9 protein-coding genes are annotated in these 17,325 nt (G+C 72.7%); all 9 read left to right on the plus strand.

All coding sequences use genetic code 11. The features are described from left to right. Positions 1 to 63: 63 nt before the first annotated feature. Genes ABC304_RS09070 through ABC304_RS09110 form a run of 9 tightly spaced genes read left to right on the plus strand, consistent with a single transcriptional unit; the run spans position 64 to position 17,307 of the window. Positions 64 to 6,120, plus strand: coding sequence for an Ig-like domain-containing protein (locus tag ABC304_RS09070; RefSeq protein WP_412930284.1), 6,057 nt, complete (start codon positions 64 to 66; stop codon positions 6,118 to 6,120). A gap of 40 nt (positions 6,121 to 6,160) precedes the next feature. Then, positions 6,161 to 7,132 (plus strand): AAA family ATPase, encoded by a 972-nt coding sequence (locus ABC304_RS09075; RefSeq protein ID WP_412930285.1) that lies wholly within the window; start codon positions 6,161 to 6,163, stop codon positions 7,130 to 7,132. Next, on the plus strand, positions 7,132 to 8,385 hold the full coding sequence (locus ABC304_RS09080) for a DUF58 domain-containing protein (RefSeq protein ID WP_412930286.1): 1,254 nt from the start codon (positions 7,132 to 7,134) through the stop codon (positions 8,383 to 8,385). Before ABC304_RS09075 ends, ABC304_RS09080 begins: the two co-directional genes overlap by 1 nt. Next, complete coding sequence (locus ABC304_RS09085) at positions 8,382 to 10,778, plus strand: transglutaminase TgpA family protein (RefSeq protein WP_412930287.1); 2,397 nt, start codon at positions 8,382 to 8,384, stop codon at positions 10,776 to 10,778. Before ABC304_RS09080 ends, ABC304_RS09085 begins: the two co-directional genes overlap by 4 nt. Further along, entirely contained in the window at positions 10,775 to 12,067 is a 1,293-nt protein-coding gene (locus tag ABC304_RS09090; RefSeq protein WP_412930288.1) for an RDD family protein, read from the plus strand. The genes ABC304_RS09085 and ABC304_RS09090 overlap by 4 nt, the downstream gene beginning before the upstream one ends. Continuing rightward, positions 12,064 to 12,882 (plus strand): PP2C family protein-serine/threonine phosphatase, encoded by an 819-nt coding sequence (locus ABC304_RS09095; RefSeq protein WP_412930289.1) that lies wholly within the window; start codon positions 12,064 to 12,066, stop codon positions 12,880 to 12,882. The genes ABC304_RS09090 and ABC304_RS09095 overlap by 4 nt, the downstream gene beginning before the upstream one ends. Further along, entirely contained in the window at positions 12,882 to 14,252 is a 1,371-nt protein-coding gene (locus tag ABC304_RS09100; protein WP_412930290.1) for an FHA domain-containing protein, read from the plus strand. Before ABC304_RS09095 ends, ABC304_RS09100 begins: the two co-directional genes overlap by 1 nt. After that, a complete protein-coding gene (locus ABC304_RS09105) occupies positions 14,249 to 15,865 on the plus strand; it encodes a serine/threonine-protein kinase (RefSeq protein WP_412930291.1) in 1,617 nt (538 codons plus the stop codon). The genes ABC304_RS09100 and ABC304_RS09105 overlap by 4 nt, the downstream gene beginning before the upstream one ends. After that, on the plus strand, positions 15,862 to 17,307 hold the full coding sequence (locus tag ABC304_RS09110) for an RDD family protein (protein WP_412930293.1): 1,446 nt from the start codon (positions 15,862 to 15,864) through the stop codon (positions 17,305 to 17,307). The genes ABC304_RS09105 and ABC304_RS09110 overlap by 4 nt, the downstream gene beginning before the upstream one ends. Positions 17,308 to 17,325 lie beyond the last annotated feature (18 nt).

Below are 17,325 nucleotides of genomic sequence, written 5' to 3' on the forward strand. Positions count from 1 at the left end.
GGCGTGTGCCGCGGGTGGGCGGCGAACCGAGGGGGAGACCGGTACATGAAGGCTTTGTCGTGGATGCGCACGCGCCCCAAAGCCCTTGCATCGGCCGCCGGTGTCACCGTCGGCGTCATGGCCATCACGACGATGGCGTTCGCCTACGAGGGCTTCCCCACGACAGAGGTCGACCTCAACGACGGCGGAGTGTGGATCACCAAGACCTCCAGTCTGCTGGTCGGCCACTTCAACCATGAGTCCACCGTGCTCGACGGAGGCCTGCGCACCACCGGTGAGAACTACGACGTCCTCCAGGACGCCGCGAACATCCTCGTCGTGGACCAGGGCAACTCCACCGTCACGGCCGTCGACCCCGCTCGCGTCTCGCTCGGCGACTCCGCCGGCATCCCTGGCGCCGCGAAAGTCGCGCTGGGCGACAAGACGGCCGCGATCCTCGATCAGAAGTCCGGTTCCCTGTGGGTGGTTCCGGTCCAGACGATCGCCTCTTTCGAGATCGAGGCGGCCGAGCCGAACGCGGAGCTGGGCGAGAACGCCGACGTCGTGGTCGCGGACGACGGAACGGTCTTCGGGCTCTCCAGCGCCCGCAAGGAGGTCGTCACCGTGGCCGTCGACGCCAACGGCGAGGCCCAGGAGCCTTCGACCGCGTCTCTCGATGAGCTCGACACCTCCGGCGCCGCGACGATCACCGCCGTCGGTCGCACGCCCGTGGTGCTGGACCCGGTCGCCGGCGAGGTCATGACGCCCGGCGGGTTCCGCACGGCGATCCCCGACGCCGACGGCGCGGTGCTGCAGCACGCCTCCGCGCAGACGGGGGCCGTCGCCGTCGCGACCGCCTCGTCGCTGCTGAGCGTGCCCCTCAAGGGCGGCGAGCCGGTGGTGACGGATGCCGGTGGCCGGGGTTCGCCCGCGGCGCCGGTGTGGCTGCGCGGCTGCACCTACGGCGCGTGGGCCGGGTCGGCGGCGTTCGTGCGGGACTGCGACCGCACGTCCAGCGACGTCCGTGCGACGATCCCGGACGGAGCCGACTCGGCGAGCCTCGTCTTCCGTGTCAACCGAGACGTCATCATCCTGAACGACGCCGTCGGCGGCGCCGCGTGGCTCGCGAACGAGAGCCTCCAGCGCGTCGACAACTGGAACGACCTCACGCCGCCCGAGGGCGAGACGGAGAACGAGGAGGACTCGACGCAGGAGACGGTCGAGTCGACCCTCCCCGAGCGCAGCGAGATCAACACGCCCCCCGTCGCGGAGGACGACTCGTTCGGCGTCCGGCCCGGCGGCTCGGCGCTCCTCCCGGTCATCGACAACGACAACGATCCCGACGGCGACGTCCTGGTCGCGACGGTGGTGGGTCAGCAGCCGTCCATCGGCACGGTGCAGCAGATCTTCAACGGCGCGTCGCTGCAGATCGCGGTGCCCGAGGACGCCTCGGGCACGTCGAGCTTCCAGTACGAGGTGGATGACGGCCGCGGCGGCAAGGACACCGCGACGGTGACCCTCGAGGTGCACCCGGACGACGAGAACTCGGCACCCGCCCCCAAGCGCAAGACATCGCTCACCGTGGAGACCGGCGGCACCGTCTCGTACAACATCCTCCCGGACTGGATCGACCCGGACGGCGACGACATCTACCTCAAGGAGGTCGTGGCCGCCCCCGGCGACGAGGTGGACTTCAGCACCGACGGACAGCTCACCTACAAGGCGACGGCCAGCCTGCAGGGCCGCAAGGACGTGCAGGTCACCGTCGCCGACGGCCGCGGCGAGTTCGCGTCCTCGACGATCCTCCTCGACGTGCGGCCGCAGGGATCGACCAAGCCGAAGACGAACGCCGATCACGTCGTCACCCGTGTGGGCGAGCAGATCACCGTGGCGCCCCTCGCCAACGACACCAGCTCCGGGCGGGAGCCGCTGCGCCTCGGCCGCGTGGACGAAGTGCCCGGTGCGACCGTGGTGCCCGACTTCACCAACAAGACCTTCACGTTCAGCGCCCCCACGGTGGGCGTCTACTACGTGCAGTACCTCGCCACCGCCGGACCCGAGAACGGCGAGGGTCTCGTGCGCGTCGACGTCATCGAGGCCGCCGACGTCGACCTGCCACCGGTCGCCGTGCGCGACGTGGCACTCCTCCCGACGGGGGGCGACGTGCTCGTCGGCGTGCTGAACAACGACGCCGACCCGGCCGGCGGCATCCTCGTCGTCCAGTCGGTGTCGATCGAGCCGGGGGCGGGCGTGTCCGTCTCCGTCCTCAACCACGAGACGCTGCGCATCACCGATCAGGGCACCCTCGACCAGCAGATCCGCATCTCCTACCGGATCTCCAACGGCAAGCAGTCCGCCGACGGCGAGGTCGTGGTGGTGCCTATCCCCGCCCCGGAGCAGATCCTGCAGCCGGTCACGGCGCCCGACACCGCCTACGTCCGCACCGGCGACGTCGTGACGATCCCGGTGCTCGCCAACGACACGCACCCAAGCGACGACGTGATGCACGTCGCGCCCGAGCTCATCGAGCCGCTCGTCGACCCGGAGGACGGCGAGGCGTTCGTCTCGCAGGACACCGTGCGGTTCCGCGCCGGCCCCGTGGCCAAGACCGTCTACCTCACCTACGAGGCCGTCGACTCGCGCCAGCAGAAGGCGGCGGGCTACGTCACCATCCAGATCCTGCCTGTCGACGAGGAGACGAACGCGGCACCGCGTCCACGCGATCTCGTCGCGCGGACGCTCTCCGGCACCGCGATCGACATCGCCGTCCCGCTCGACGGCATCGACGCCGACGGCGACTCCGTCGAGCTCATCGACCTCTCCTCCAGCCCCAGCAAGGGACGCGTCGTGGAGGTCGCGCAGAACTACCTGACCTACGAGGCCTTCGAGGGCTCGACCGGTGTGGACGTGTTCACCTACCGCGTGCGCGACCGGCTCGGCAAGGAGGGCACCGGCACGATCCGCGTCGGCATCGCCCCGGCGGAGCAGATCAACCAGGCGCCGTACGCGGTCAAGGATGCCGTCGTCGTGCGTCCCGGCCGCGAGATCGCTGTCCCCGTGATGGCGAACGACTCCGACCCCGAGGGCGACAAGATCTCCCTCGTCGAGAACGGGCTCGAGGTGCCCGCCATCGAGGGGCTGTCCGCTCGCGTGTCGGGCGACCGAGTGCTGGTGAAGGCGCCGGACCGTGCGCTGGAGACCTCCCTGCAGTACACCGTCACGGACACCCGCGGCGCCACGGCCACGGCCGTGCTGCAGATCACGGTCGACGAGAACGTCCCGCTGCAGGCGCCGATCGCCCGCGACGACCGACTGCAGCCCGCCGACCTGGTCGAGGGGAGCCTGACGGCCGACCTCGACATCCTCGAGAACGACGAGGACCCCGACGGCACGACCGACAGCCTCGATCTCGAGCTCGGCGCGGGCGCGACCCGGCTCGAGGACGGCAAGGTGCGGGTCAGCGTCACCGATGAGCTCCAGCTCATCCGCTACACGCTCACCGACCAGGACGGCCTGCAGTCCTCGGCGTTCATCTTCGTGCCCGCCGTGTCGGGCCTTCGGCCCACCCTGACCTCCACCGCACCGCTCGAGGTGCTGAGCGGAGAGACGAAGGAGGTCCCGCTCGCGGACTACGTCACGGTCGCCGGCGGCGGTCAGGTCGTCATCACCGAGCACGCCAAGGTGAGCGCGGTCAACGCCGACGGCTCCGACCTGGTGAAGGACGAGCGGACGCTGGTGTACACCTCCGCGCCCGGCTACTTCGGCGAAGACGCTCTCACCTTCGAGGTCACCGACGGCACGGGCCCCGACGACCCCGCCGGGCGCAAGGCCACGCTCAGCATCCCGATCACCGTCCTGCCGCCCGCCAACCAGCCGCCGACGTTCACCGGCGGACAGGTCAGCGTCGCCCCGGGCGAGGACGCCAGCACGCTCGACCTCGCGGCCCTCACCAACGACCCCGACCCCGAGGACGAGGGCAGGCACCAGTACTCGCTCGTCGGCGGCGAGGGCAAGGGCATCACCGCCCAGGTGGACGGCTCGACGCTCCGCGTGCAGGCCGCCACGACCGCGCAGAAGGGAGCGGCCACCACGCTCACCCTGCGCATCACCGACGGTGTCACCGAGGCCGTGGAGGGGTCGGTGCTCGTCCAGGTGACCGCGTCGAACCGCGCGATGCCGGCCGCCAACACCGACACCATCGCCGAAGCGGACCAGGGCAAGGCCGTGACCGTGCCGGTGCTCGCCAACGACTACAACCCGTTCCCCGAGACGCCGCTCAAGCTGCGCGCCGCGAACGTGGAGACGGGCGCCGGCAGCGCGCGGGTCGAGGGCGACAACGTCGTGGTCACTCCGTCCGCGGACTTCGTGGGCACCCTCGTGGTGCGGTACACGATCCAGGATGCGACGGGTGACCCCGATCGCGAGGCGACCGGCCAGGTCGTGCTCACCGTCCAGGGCAAGCCGGCCGCCCCGGGCGCGCCGACGGTCACGAGCGTGCAGGACCGCACGGTCGTCGTCTCCTACGGCGCCCCGTCGAACAACGGTGCCGAGATCACGAAGTACACCGTCAAGGCGGTGCAGGGCGGCGCGTACTCGAAGGAATGCCGTTCGACGACCTGCACCCTCGACGGACTGACGAACAACGTCGAATACGTCTTCCAGGTGACCGCGACCAACCGCGTCGGCGAGTCCGACCCCTCCGGTTCGTCGCCGGTGGCCCGTCCCGACGCGCGTCCCGACACCCCCAACCCGCCGTCGCTGAAGTTCGGCGACAAGTCGCTGCAGGTGGCGTGGACCACGCCGACGACGCCGGGCTCGCCCGTCGAGCGCTACACGCTGGAGATCTCGCCGGCTCCGCCGTCGGGCGTCACCCGCAAGGAGGTGACCGGCAACTCCGTCACCTGGGAGGGGCTGGAGAACGGCGGCAACTATCAGGTGCGCGTACAGGCGCACAACCGCGCGCCGGAGCCGTCGAGCTGGAGCAACTGGTCGGCATCCGAGATCCCGGCGGGCCCGCCGCTCGCGGGGTCCGCGCCCACCACGGCGGAGCTGCAGCCGGTCGGAGATCAGGCGCAGATGCAGGTGAACTGGGGCACGCCCCCGGCCAACGGCGACGCGATCGACGCCTACCAGCTCGAGGTGCGCGAGGGCTCGAGCGTGCAGAAGACCCTCACGCCCGCGCCGGGCACCAACAGCCAGGCCGTGGTCGTGCCCACCTCCGAGGCCGCGTACACGTACCGGATCCGCGGTCACAACAAGGCGGGCTGGGGCGAGTGGAGCGAGCTGTCCGCGCCGCGACGCGGTGTGGTCGCGCCCTCCGCGCCCACGGTCACCGCCGTCCGTCCCGCAGACCGCTCGGTGAGCGTCGACTTCAGCCCGGGGTCGCGCAACGGCGCCCGCGCCGAGGAGATCACCTACCAGTACCGCCTCAACGGCGGCAACTGGGCCGGCTTCCCCGGCAACGGTGTCATCGGCGGCCTGACCAACGGCCAGTCGTATGCGGTCGAGATGCGCGCCGTCGCGACGGTGGACGGAACGACCTATGCCGGCGGCGTCTCGAACAGCGTCAGCGAGATCCCCTACGGCGCGCCGACCACGCCGCGGGCCAACGCCAGGAACCTCGGCGAGAGCGTGGAGCTGAGCTGGGATTCCAGCGGCTCGAGCAACGGCCGACCCATCACTCTGACGCAGATCCGCATCGACGGCGGGGGCTGGCAGGACGTCGGGCAGAACAACTCCCGCACGGTCGGCAACGGCTATTCGGAGACCCACAGCATCGACGTGCGGGCGCAGGACAGCACCGGCGCCTGGACGCCGGTGGCCTCCGCCTCCGCGCGGACCGACGACCCGCCGCCGGCCAAGGTCTGGGTGACCCAGGGCGACGCCGCGGGCAGCTGCGTCAACGGATGCCGGCAGTACGTCGTCAACTGGGAGAACCTCAACATCGGCAATGCGACGGTGTGGTGCTACTCCAGCAACGACGGCCGCATCGCATCGCTGACCTACACGGTCAACTTCGACGGCAAGGGCAGCAAGCAGCTGGGTTGCTACGTCGGCCGCGACGGCCAGGACGTGTGGGTCGACATCCGCGGCTGGGGCGGCGACGTCGACACCGAGAAGAGATTCTGGGCGCGACCGTAGCCCTGCCCGACCTCCCCTCCACGACAGAGAGCATCACGACATGAGCATGACCCCCGAGCAGGCGGCCTGGTTCCACTCGACCTTCGACCGCCTGGTGAGCAACATCGACAAGGCGGTCCAGGGCAAGGGCGAGGTCATCGGGCTCGTGCTCGCGGCCATGCTCGCCGAGGGGCACGTCCTCCTCGAGGACGCCCCGGGCACGGGCAAGACCAGCCTCGCGAAGGCTCTGGCCGCCACCGTGCAGGGGACGAGCGCGCGCATCCAGTTCACGCCCGACCTCCTGCCGTCCGACGTCACCGGCGTGACGATCTACGACCAGCAGTCGCACCGCTTCGAGTTCCACAAGGGCCCGATCTTCGCCTCGATCGTGCTGGCCGACGAGATCAACCGCGCCTCGCCGAAGACGCAGTCCGCGCTCCTGGAGGTCATGGAGGAGTCGCGGGTCACCGTCGACGGCGTCACGCACGAGACGGGCCGCCCGTTCCTCGTCATCGCGACGCAGAACCCGATCGAGCAGGCGGGAACCTACAAGCTCCCCGAGGCGCAGCTGGACCGCTTCCTCATCAAGACCTCGATCGGCTACCCCGACCTCGCGGTCACCGAGAAGATCCTGGCAGGGGCATCCGATCGCAACCCCTCCGCCGGACTCTCGGCCGTCATCACGACCGGTGCCGTGGCCGACATGGCCGACCTGGCGGCATCCGTCCACGTCGAGCCCGCGGTCCTGCGCTACGTGGCCGAGCTCACCGCCGCGACGCGCGAGGACACCGCCACGCGTCTGGGCGTGTCCGTCCGCGGCGCCATCGCGATGATCCGCATCGCCAAGGTGTGGGCGGCCGCGCACGGGCGCCACTTCGTGCTCCCGGACGACATCAAGACCCTCGCCCACCCGGTGTGGCAGCACCGCCTGGTGCTCGACGCCGAGGCGGAGTTCGCCGGCACGAGCAGCGCCACGGTCATCGCCCGCGCTCTCGACGGGATCGCCGCCCCGCAGGCGCGAACGGCGGCCTGATGGTCGCGGAGGCACTGCCGGCGCAGGGGGACCGCGACGCCGGATGGCGTGACGTCGCGGCGCTCCTCGGCGCGCGTGCGCTGACGCGCCTCCGCATGATCGGCTCGGTCGTCCGTCCGCTGGCGTGGGTGCTCGCGGGGATCGCCGTCGGCTCGTGGATCGTCGGCCAGATCATGGGGTGGCGCGAGCTCATCGTCGTCGCCGTCATCCTGGCCGTGACGCTCGCCGTCTGCGCGCTGTTCCTGATCGGCCGCACCGCGTACGACGTCTCGCTCGACCTCGCCCGCACGCGCGTCGTCGTAGGCGAGCGCGCGGTCGGCGCGCTCACCCTGGCCAACCGCGGGACGCGCGCCATCCTGCCGTCGCGCATCGTGCTGCCCGTCGGATCCGGGCGCGGCGAGTTCGGCATCCAGCGCCTCGCGCCGGGGGAGGAGGCCGAGGAGCTCTTCGCCATCCCGACCCAGAAGCGCGGCGTGGTGAAGGTCGGCCCCGTGAGCGTCGTACGCGGCGACCCCCTCGGCCTGTTCGAGCGCGCTCATCGCCGCGACGAGCCCGTCGACCTCTTCGTGCACCCGCGCACCGTGGCCTTCGGCGGCCAGTCGCTCGGCTACCTCCGCGACCTGGAGGGCCTGCCGGCCGCAGACCTCTCGCGCGACGACGTCTCCTTCCACGCCCTCCTCGAGTACCAGCCGGGTGACGACCTCCGCCACGTGCACTGGCGTTCGACGGCGCGCACCGGCACCATGATGGTCCGCCAGTTCGAGGAGACCCGCCGCTCCCACTTCGTGATCGGCCTGTCGCGCTCCGGCGCCGACTACGCCTCCGCCGACGACCTCGAGCTCGGGATCTCGGCCGCGGGCTCCATCGGCCTGCGCGCGCTCCGCGATTCGCAGCGCGTCGACATGCGCGTGCAGGGCCGCGAGCTGCCGGCCGCCACCGGCAAGCAGCTCCTCGACTCGCTGTCGGCCGTCGAGACGGGCAAGGCGCGCGAGGGCGGCATCGCCGACCTCGCCGGCACCGTCGCGGCCGCGATGCCGCTCGCGAGCGTGGTCGTGCTCGTCTGCGGAGCGACCGTGCCGTCCGACGATCTGCGCCTCGCATGCTCCCGGCTGCCGTTCGGCGCACGCGCCCTGGTCGTCATCGCCGACACGCGGGCCGACGCACCCGCCCTGCGCCGCATCGGCGACGCCGACGTGATCACGATCGGCGCCCTCGAGCAGATCCCGCTGGCCCTCCAGAAGGTGCTCGCATGACCGCGCCCGCACCCGCCACGATTCCGCGCTGGCGCTGGTTCCTGGATGTCGCGGCATCCGCCGTGCTCCTCATCGTCGCCCTCCTCGGGTTCTGGCCGACGTTCGCCGGTCCGGCCTTCCTCCCGGCGGCGCTCGGCGGACTCGCCCTCGGGATCGGCGTCGCGGCGGCGGCGGCCTGGCGCCGGTGGGGCATCCTCGTCATCACGGGACTCGTGCTGGCGGCGTACTTCGTCTTCGGCGGCGCCCTCGCGCTGCCGCAGACCACCCTCCTCGGCGTGGTTCCCACCGTGGACACGCTGCAGAGGCTGGCCCTCGGCACGGTGACGTCGTGGAAGCAGATGCTGACCACCGTGGCGCCGGTCGCGGCATCCGACGGCCACCTCATCGTGCCGTTCCTCCTCGCCCTCGTGTTCGGCGCTCTGACAGGCTCGCTGGCCCTGCGTCTCCGGCAGGCGGCGTGGGCGCTCATCCCGGTGGGCGTGCTGGTCATGCTGGTCATCGCGCTCGGCACGCCCGACCCGGCCTTCCCGGTGCTCCAGGGGCTGGTGCTCGCGGCCGTGAGCATGGTGTGGCTCGCGTTGCGTCAGGTGTGGGCACCGCAGAACACGGCCGTGTCGGTCGGCGAGGTCGACCCCGCGCGGGCCTGGCGGATGCGCCTGCGCCGGCTGCTCGCGGGCGTGGCGGTGCTGGCGGTCGCCGGTGGCGTGGGTGTCGCCGCGAGCGCGCTGGCCGTCCCGGCGGAGCCGCGGCACGTGTTCCGCGACGTCATCATCCCGCCCTTCAACATCCGCGACTACCCGAGTCCGCTCCAGGCCTTCCGCAAGAACGTGCGCGACGAGGCCGACGAGACACTCTTCACGGTGCAGGGTCTGCCGAAGGGTGCGCGCATGCGCACGGCGGTCATGGACGAGTTCGACGGCACGGTCTACAACGTCACCGACGGCGGTCCGACCACGTCGAGCGCGTTCACCCCGCTGCGCTCCGGCATGTCGCCTGATGCCCGGGGCGTGCCCGTCACGCTGAAGATCGCCGTCGACGCGTACGACGCGGTCTGGCTGCCCACCGCCGGCGCGCTGGAGGACATCCGCTTCGACGGCGACCGCGCGGACGAGCTGCGTCGCGCCACCTACGTCAATGCCGCGACCGGAACGACCGTGACGACCTCCAGGCTGCGGGCGGGAGACGAGTACACCGTCGACGCCGTCATCCCGGCGACCCCTGACGACGACCAGCTCGCCGACGTGGCCTTCGCCGCCGTCCCGCAGTCGAAGCAGCAGAACGTCCCGGAGGAGCTCGCCTCCCTCGCCGCCGAGATCGTGGCCGACGCGGAGTCCCCGATCGAGCAGGTGCGGGCGCTGGAGACCTACCTCGCGGAGGAGGGGTTCTTCAGTCACGGACTCGAGGGCGAGGTGCTCTCCCGCGCCGGCCACACCTCGGAGCGCATGACCACGCTGTTCGGCGGCGATCAGATGATCGGCGACGACGAGCAGTACGCCGTCGCGATGTCGCTCCTCGCGGGCGAGCTCGGCATTCCGGCGCGGGTGGTGATGGGGTACTACCCCGACGAGAACCAGGAGGGCGACGCGTTCTTCGAGGCGTCCGGCGATGACGTGCACGCGTGGGTCGAGGTCGACTTCGCGGGCGTCGGCTGGCTGCCGTTCGACCCGACGCCCCCCGAGGACCAGGTCCCGAACGACCAGAACACGAAGCCGCGGGTGGACCCGAAGCCGCAGGTGCTGCAGCCGCCCCCGCCGCCGCAGGAGCCGGTCGACCTGCCGCCGACCCTTCCCGACGACCGCGAGTCCGAGGACGAGACGCTGAACATCGCCGGCATCATCGGCACCATCCTGCTCATCGCCGGCATCTCGCTGGCCATCCTCGCCGTCCTCCTGTCGCCGTTCATCGCGATCGGCGTGTGGAAGGCGGCCAAGCGCCGGTCGCGCCGGACGGCACCGCGCACGGCCGACCGCATCAGCGGCGGCTGGGACGAGCTGACCGACCGCGCCGTCGACTACGGCGCGCGGCTGACGCCGGGCAGCACCCGCACCGAGGAGGCCGCGTCGGTGGTCGCCACGCTCGCCGTCCCGCAGGTCACGTCGCTGGCCGACCGGGCGGACGCCGAGGTCTTCGGACCCGCGGATCCCACACCCGACGACGTCGACGCGTTCTGGCGCGAGGTCGACGAGATCGTCGGCGGCCTCGGTGCGGGCGCAGGCTTCTGGAGGCGCCTGAAGGCGCGCCTCAGCCTCCGCTCGCTCCTGAGCGACACGAGGATGTCGAACGGCGTCCGCAGCCTGCGCGACGCGGCGACCGCGCGCATGCGCCGCGAATCGGGCACGATCGGAAGCAGCAGCACGACGCCACCCGCCGCCCCCGAGAGCGAGACCCCATGACGGAGCCCGCAGCCGTGACGATCGCCCCGATCTCCCGCCGCGCGATCGGCTACCTCATCGACGCCGTGATCGCGGCCGGTCTCGCGATCGTGCTCTACGGGATCGTCGTCGTGATGGCGACGGTCGCGGGGGCGGACGGGATGCTGGGCGCCCTGCTCGTCGGGATGCCCGTCGCCTCCGCGCTGCTGCTCGCCTGGTTCCTCGTCTACACGTTCATGCAGTCGCGCTCCGGGTCGATCGGCATGCGCGCGCAGGGGCTGCGCCTGGTCCGCGCGCGCGACGAGGCCCCGCTCGGCTTCGGCCGCGCGCTGCTGCGCAACCTCGTGTTCGGGCTCGCGTGCTCGATCGTCGTCGGGTACTTCACACCGCTGTTCGACGGCTCGGCCCGTTTCCAGGGCTGGCACGACCGGGCGGCCGGTGCGCTGATGACGGATGCCCGGGCCACCGGTCCCGGGTCGGTGCCGGCGCGCCGCGGGAAGGCCGCTCCGGTGACTCCGGTCGCGCCCGCCGCCTCCGCCGCGGCGTCGAGCGCTCCCGCAGCGGGAACGCCCGCCGCGCCCGCTCCGGGTAGGGCTGCGCCGGCCGTGCCCCCGCTGCCTCCCCGCACCCCGGTCGCAGAGCCCCGCCCTGCGAGCCCCGTGCCGCCGCGGCCTTCCACCGCCGCGCCCGACGGCGCTGAGCCGCTGATCGCCTTCGTGCCGGGCATCACGCAGGACCCCGCCCCCCGCGCCACGCCGCCGGTCGCCCCCGCGACGCCTGCCGCGTCGGGCACCGCGGTGCCGCAGCATCCGCTCGGTCGGGGCGGCGACATCGCCGAACTCGATGCGACCGTCGTCGGACAGCGCGTCGCCGCCGAGGCCCCGCCGGCCCCCGCGGCTCCCGCCGCGTCCGCGCCCGAGGTGCCCGCACCCCCGGCCAGCGCGCGCGAGGTCGAGCCCATCGAGGACACGAGGATCAGCATCCCCGGTCACCGGCTGGTCTTCACCTGGGACGACGGCACGCGCGTGTCGGTCTCGCGGCTCACGGTCTTCGGGCGCAACCCCGCCCCCCAGGAGGGGGCGGTGATCGTGCCCGTGCGCGACGAGACGCTCTCCCTGTCCAAGACGCACTTCGAGGCGGCAGCCGAGACATCGGGCGGCTGGATCATGGACCGGCACTCCACGAACGGCATGACGCTCGTCCGCGACGGGCAGCGGATCGCCTGCCCGGCCGGTCAGCGGGTTCCCGTCCGGCTCGGCGACGCGATCGAGATCGGCGACCGCATCGTCACGATCGGGGGCTACGCGTGAGGCCCGCGGCGCTCATCGTCTCGACCGGTGCGGCGACGCACACGGGCCTCCGGCGTGCGCTCAACGAGGATTCCCATCTGGCCACCGCTCCGGTCTTCGTCGTCGCCGACGGCATGGGCGGCCACGAGGCGGGGGAGCGGGCGAGCGCCGCGGTCATCGCGGAGTTCTCGAGCTCCGTCGGGCGTGCCGCGCTGGAGCTCGACGACGTGCGGCTCGCGCTCTCGCGCGCCCGGGCGAGCGTAGAGGAGCTGTCGGCCTCGGGCAACGGCCGCGCCGGCACGACGCTCAGCGGGGTCGTCATCTCGTCCGTCGACGGCATGGGCTACTGGCTCGCCGTCAACATCGGCGACTCCCGCACGTACCGTCTCGCCGACGGCGAGCTCGAGCAGATCAGCGTCGACCACTCGGTCGTGCAGGAGCTCATCGACGCCGGCGAGCTGACCGCCGAGGACGCGCTCGCCGACCGCCGCCGCAACATCATCACCCGCGCGATCGGCGCGAGCAGCACGGGCGACGCCGATTACTGGCTGTTCCCCGCCGAGCTCGGCGACCGGATCATGGTGTGCTCCGACGGACTGACGTCGGAGGTGCCCGACGCGCGCATCCGCGCAGTGCTCCACAGCGAGCCCGACCCGCAGCGGGCCGCCGACGTCCTCGTCGAGGAGGCGGTCGCCGCCGGCGGTCGCGACAACATCACCGTGGTCATCGTCGACGCCGTCTCGGTCGCCTCACGGCCGGGCACGCTCCTGGAGACCGACGACGACATCGATGCGGACACGCGCCCGCGCGAGACCGCAGCTGGAGGAGTGCGCTGATGCAGACGACCTACCGATCCGGAGACTGGTACGTCATCGTGCTGCCGGGCGCCCTCGTGGCGCTTCCGCCGGACGCGCCGGCCGACGTCGTGACGGGGATGTGGGAGCGGATGCCGCACCAGCCCGCCCTCGCGACGGTGCTCGATGTGCTCGCCTCGCAGGCGGGCGGGATGCTGGCATCCCTGCCGCCCTTCGCCGCCGCGATCTCCGAGGGCGACGACGTCCGCATCGCCGTCCGCGGCGACGCCGTCGTGCGCGTCCGCACAGCCTCGGACGTGCGCGAGTTCTCCGGAGCCGACGCGTCGACCTGGAACGAGCGCTTCGTGTCCGACGCGACCCGCGTCGAGCTGACGATGGATGCCGCGGCCCAGGGTCCCGCCCTGCCGGTGCGCAGCGCGGTCGTGCGCGCGGCGGACGTGACGGTGGAGCTCGGTTGGGACCCGGCGGCCGGACAGGCGCCGGTGGTCGAGGCTGTGCCGGTCGTCGCGCAGGGCGCGCCGGTCGTTGCGCAGGGCGCGGAGCCGGAACCTTCCCCGGAGGTCGAGCCGGTGTCCGTCGACGACTCGGTCGGCGAGTCGTCCGACGAGTCTCAGCCTGCTCTCGAACCGGAGCCCGCCGCCGAGCCCGAGCCTGAGCCCGAGCCCGAGCCCGAGCCCGAGCCCGAGCCCGAGCCCGAGCCCGAGCCCGCTCCCGAACCCGAGCCTGCTCCCGCGCCGGAGCCCGCACTCGAACAGGAACCCGCTCCCGCCTCCGAGCCGGTCATCGACGCCGCCCCGGCCGAGGACGCCGCCCTCCCCGAGCCGAGCGAGCTGACCCTCGCCCCCCCGAGCGACGACTCCGACCAGCTCTGGGGAGCGACGGTGCACTCCGTCCCCGCCGTCGCGGTTCCGCCCCTGCCGCCCCTGCCGGCGGCGCCGCTCGCCGGCGATCACGACGGCGAGACGATCTCCGCGGCGCAGTTGCGGGCCGTGCGCCCCCAGCCGACAAGCGACGACACCCCCACCGCCGTGCTCCCGGTCGCGACGGCGGCCACCGGCCGCATCCGCGTCTCCACGGGCCAGGTCGTCACGCTCGACCGCACCGTGGTCATCGGCCGTCGGCCGCGCTCCACGAGGGCGAGCGGTGCGAACATGCCGCACCTGATCGCCGTCGACAGTCCCGAGCAGGACATCTCCCGCAGCCACCTCGAGATCCGTCCCGAGGGCGACACGGTGGTGGTCATCGACCTGCACACGACCAACGGGTCGACCCTGCTGCGCCCCGGCGCCGACCCGGTGCGGCTGCATCCGGGGGAGCAGACCCTCGTGCTGTCCGACGACGTGGTCGACCTCGGCGACGGCGTCACGGTCACCTTCGAGGGACTTCCGTGAGCCGTCCCCCCTCCCCGCCGCCGGACCTGCCCGGCTTCCGCTACCTGGAGCCGCTCGGCACGGGCGGCTTCGCCGACGTGTTCCTGTACGAGCAGCAGATGCCGCGGCGCGAGGTCGCGGTCAAAGTGCTGCTCGCCGACCGCCTCACCGCCGGTGCGGCGCAGGAGTTCGCCGACGAGGCGAACGTCATGGCGATGCTCTCGACGCACCCCGCGATCGTCACGATCTATCAGGCGGGCGTCGCCGGCGACGGCCGCCCCTACCTCGTCATGGAGTACTGCCCGCGGCCGAACCTGCAGCTGCGCGCGCGCAAGGAGACGTTCTCCGTCGCCGAGGCGCTGCGCGTCGGCGTGCAGGTGGCGGGAGCCGTCGAGACCGCCCACCGCGCCGGCGTGCTCCACCGCGACATCAAGCCGGCGAACATCCTCGTCACCGCCTACAACCGCCCTGCGCTCACCGATTTCGGCATCGCCTCGACGACCGGTGCGACGAGCGAGGCCGCGGGCATGTCGATCCCGTGGTCGCCGCCGGAGTCCTTCGCCGAGCCGCCGCGCAGCGGGCCGCGGACGGACGTCTGGGCGCTCGGTGCGACCCTGTTCACGCTGCTCGCCGGCCGGTCGCCCTTCGAGCGGCCCGGGGAGCGCAACTCCAGCGCCGACCTCATCGAGCGGATCGAGCGCGCCGCCGTCCCGTCGCTGAACCGCCCCGACGCCCCGGAGAGCCTCCAGCGCGTGCTCGACCGCGCCATGGCGAAGAATCCCGACGACCGCTATCCCAGCGCCGTCGCGTTCGCCCGGGCGCTGCAGAAGGTGCAGATCGAGCTCTCGCACTCGGTCACGCCCATCGACATCGTCGACGACCACCCGCCTGCCGAAGACCTCGACGACGACAACGACGGTCTGACGCGCGTCCGCGAGATCGTCAGCATCGATCCGGATGCCGCGGGTCTCACCCGTCCGTCCGCCACCACGGAGCGCAAGCCGTCGTCGCCGGTGGGACCGGCCGTTCCTCGCTTCGACCCGCCGCCGCCCTCGGGGCCCGTCGACGACGCGACGCAGATCCGCACGTCCTCTCGACCGGCCGCCCCCGCGCCGTCGACGGCGGACGACCGCACGATCGCCCGGCCGCCGATGGTCGTCGCGCCGCATCCGTCCCCGTCGCCCGTCCCGGCGGCGCCTCCGGCCGCGGAGGCACCCGCACGTGCGGGGCGGAAGGGGCTGTGGATCGGCCTGTCGGCCGCGGCCGCCGTCGTGATCGTCATCGCCGCCTTCATCGGCGTCAACACGCTGGCCGCGGGCATCGACAGCACGCCGGTGGCGAGCCCGACCGCGGAGCCGCAGGACGTGGTGACCGACTTCGTCCCCAAGGTGGCGGAGCTCACCGGCACGCGCCAGGGCGAGCAGACCGTCTTCACCTGGGTCAACCGCGACCCGCAGGACGGCGACACGTTCATCTGGAACGTCGTGGACGTCTCGGGTGCGGTCGACACGCAGCAGTCCGCGAACGCCGTCGCCCAGGTGCCGGCGAGCTCGGGCACGACCTGCATCGACGTGATGCTCCGGCGAGAGGACGGCCGGGTGTCCGAGCCCGTCCGGGGGTGCGTCGACGGATGATCTGGGAGATCGACGAGAAGCGCTCCGAGATCGAGGGGGTCGACGCGCAGGGACGAGCGGATCCCGCATACGCCGCGGCGCTCGGCCTGCTCCGTGCGCCGTTCGGTCGTCGTGCCCTGGCCGCCGTCATCGACGCGGCTCTCTGGCTGATTCTGGCCATCCCGTTCGTCGTGGGGGCCGTCCCGCTCCTGCTGAAGCTCGCGACGGGCTCGATCTCGGCCTACGGCTTCCTGAACCACCCGGATTTCGTCCTCGCCGCGGTCCTCGCCGCAGTGTCGACCCTGTTCGGCCTCATCTACCTCGTCGTCCAGCTCATCCTGCACGGCGTCAAGGGCCGAACGATCGGCAAGTCGCTCACCGGCATCCGCAGCGTCGACGTGCGCACCCTCGCGAAGCCGCGCGTCAGCCGCGTGCTGCTGCGCTTCCTCCTGCTGGTCGCCGCAGGCGTCGTGCCCGTCATCGGCGTCGCGCTGCTGCTCGTCTCGCCGACGTTCGATCCGGAGCGCCGCGGGCGGGGGCTGCACGACAAGGCCGTCGGGATGTGGCTCGTCGACGTGCGCCGCGGGCTCAACCCCTACGACGAGAAGCGCATGCGCGTCGCGCGCAAGATGGTGAAGGCCGAGCCGGTCCTCGGGCGCTCGGCGCTGCCGTCGCTGGCCACGCCCACCGCGCCCGGCGCGCAGCCCGAGTACCGTCCCGGCAACAGGGTCAGCGCGGGCATCCTGGGCCTCGCGAGACCGCACGACTCCCGAGAGCGGCCGAGCGTCGGACTCTCGCTCGCCACGCCCGTCGTGCCGTCGGCTCCCGCCGAGCCCGGCCGGCCGGTGCTCGGCGGCTACCGGCCCCTCGATGCGACGGGGTCCGACGCCGTTGCGCCGGATGCGGCGACGTCCGCGGTCGCCGCGCCGTCGGCCGTTGCGCCGCCGGCGGATGCGCCGGCACCGGCACCGGCACCGGCATCCGCCCCGCCGGTCGCGGCGCCGAGACCCGCGCCCATCCCGACGCCGGAACCGGCGGCTACGCCCGCCGCGATGCCCGAACCCCAGCCCGAACGCGACCTAGCTCCCGAACCCGGTCCCGCACCGGCGCCCGGACGCGCGCCCGGCTACGGCCTGCGGTTCGACTCGGGAGAGGACGTGCCGATCGAGGGTCCCGTGCTGATCGGACGCAACCCCGACCCTGCCGAGCACCCGGGCGCAGCCGCCGTCCCCCTGGTGGACGACAGCAGGTCGCTGTCGAAGACCCACCTGCTGGCGCGGCCGCTGGCGGATGGCATCGAGATCACCGACTGGCGGTCGACGAACGGCTCGGGCCTCGTGCGCGGCGGCACCGAATACGCCGTCGTCCCCGGCACGCCCCTGCACATCGCCGTCGGCGACGTGATCCGGCTCGGCGATCGGGTGGCCACCGTGGTGCTGCTGCCGTCCCGCGCCGACGCCTGACGATGACCGACGCACCTT

The sequence above is a fragment of the Microbacterium jepli genome (assembly GCF_047237905.1).
In the GTDB taxonomy this organism is placed as follows: Bacteria; Actinomycetota; Actinomycetes; order Actinomycetales; family Microbacteriaceae; genus Microbacterium.

Excerpts from the sequence above, each read along its gene's own strand:
- ABC304_RS09070 (WP_412930284.1), top strand. The coding sequence starts at position 64 with ATGCGCACGCGCCCCAAAGCCCTTGCATCGGCCGCCGGTGTCACCGTC.
- ABC304_RS09075 (WP_412930285.1), top strand. The coding sequence starts at position 6,161 with ATGAGCATGACCCCCGAGCAGGCGGCCTGGTTCCACTCGACCTTCGAC.
- ABC304_RS09080 (WP_412930286.1), top strand. The coding sequence starts at position 7,132 with ATGGTCGCGGAGGCACTGCCGGCGCAGGGGGACCGCGACGCCGGATGG.
- ABC304_RS09085 (WP_412930287.1), top strand. The coding sequence starts at position 8,382 with ATGACCGCGCCCGCACCCGCCACGATTCCGCGCTGGCGCTGGTTCCTG.
- ABC304_RS09090 (WP_412930288.1), top strand. The coding sequence starts at position 10,775 with ATGACGGAGCCCGCAGCCGTGACGATCGCCCCGATCTCCCGCCGCGCG.
- ABC304_RS09100 (WP_412930290.1), top strand. The coding sequence starts at position 12,882 with ATGCAGACGACCTACCGATCCGGAGACTGGTACGTCATCGTGCTGCCG.
- ABC304_RS09110 (WP_412930293.1), top strand. The coding sequence starts at position 15,862 with ATGATCTGGGAGATCGACGAGAAGCGCTCCGAGATCGAGGGGGTCGAC.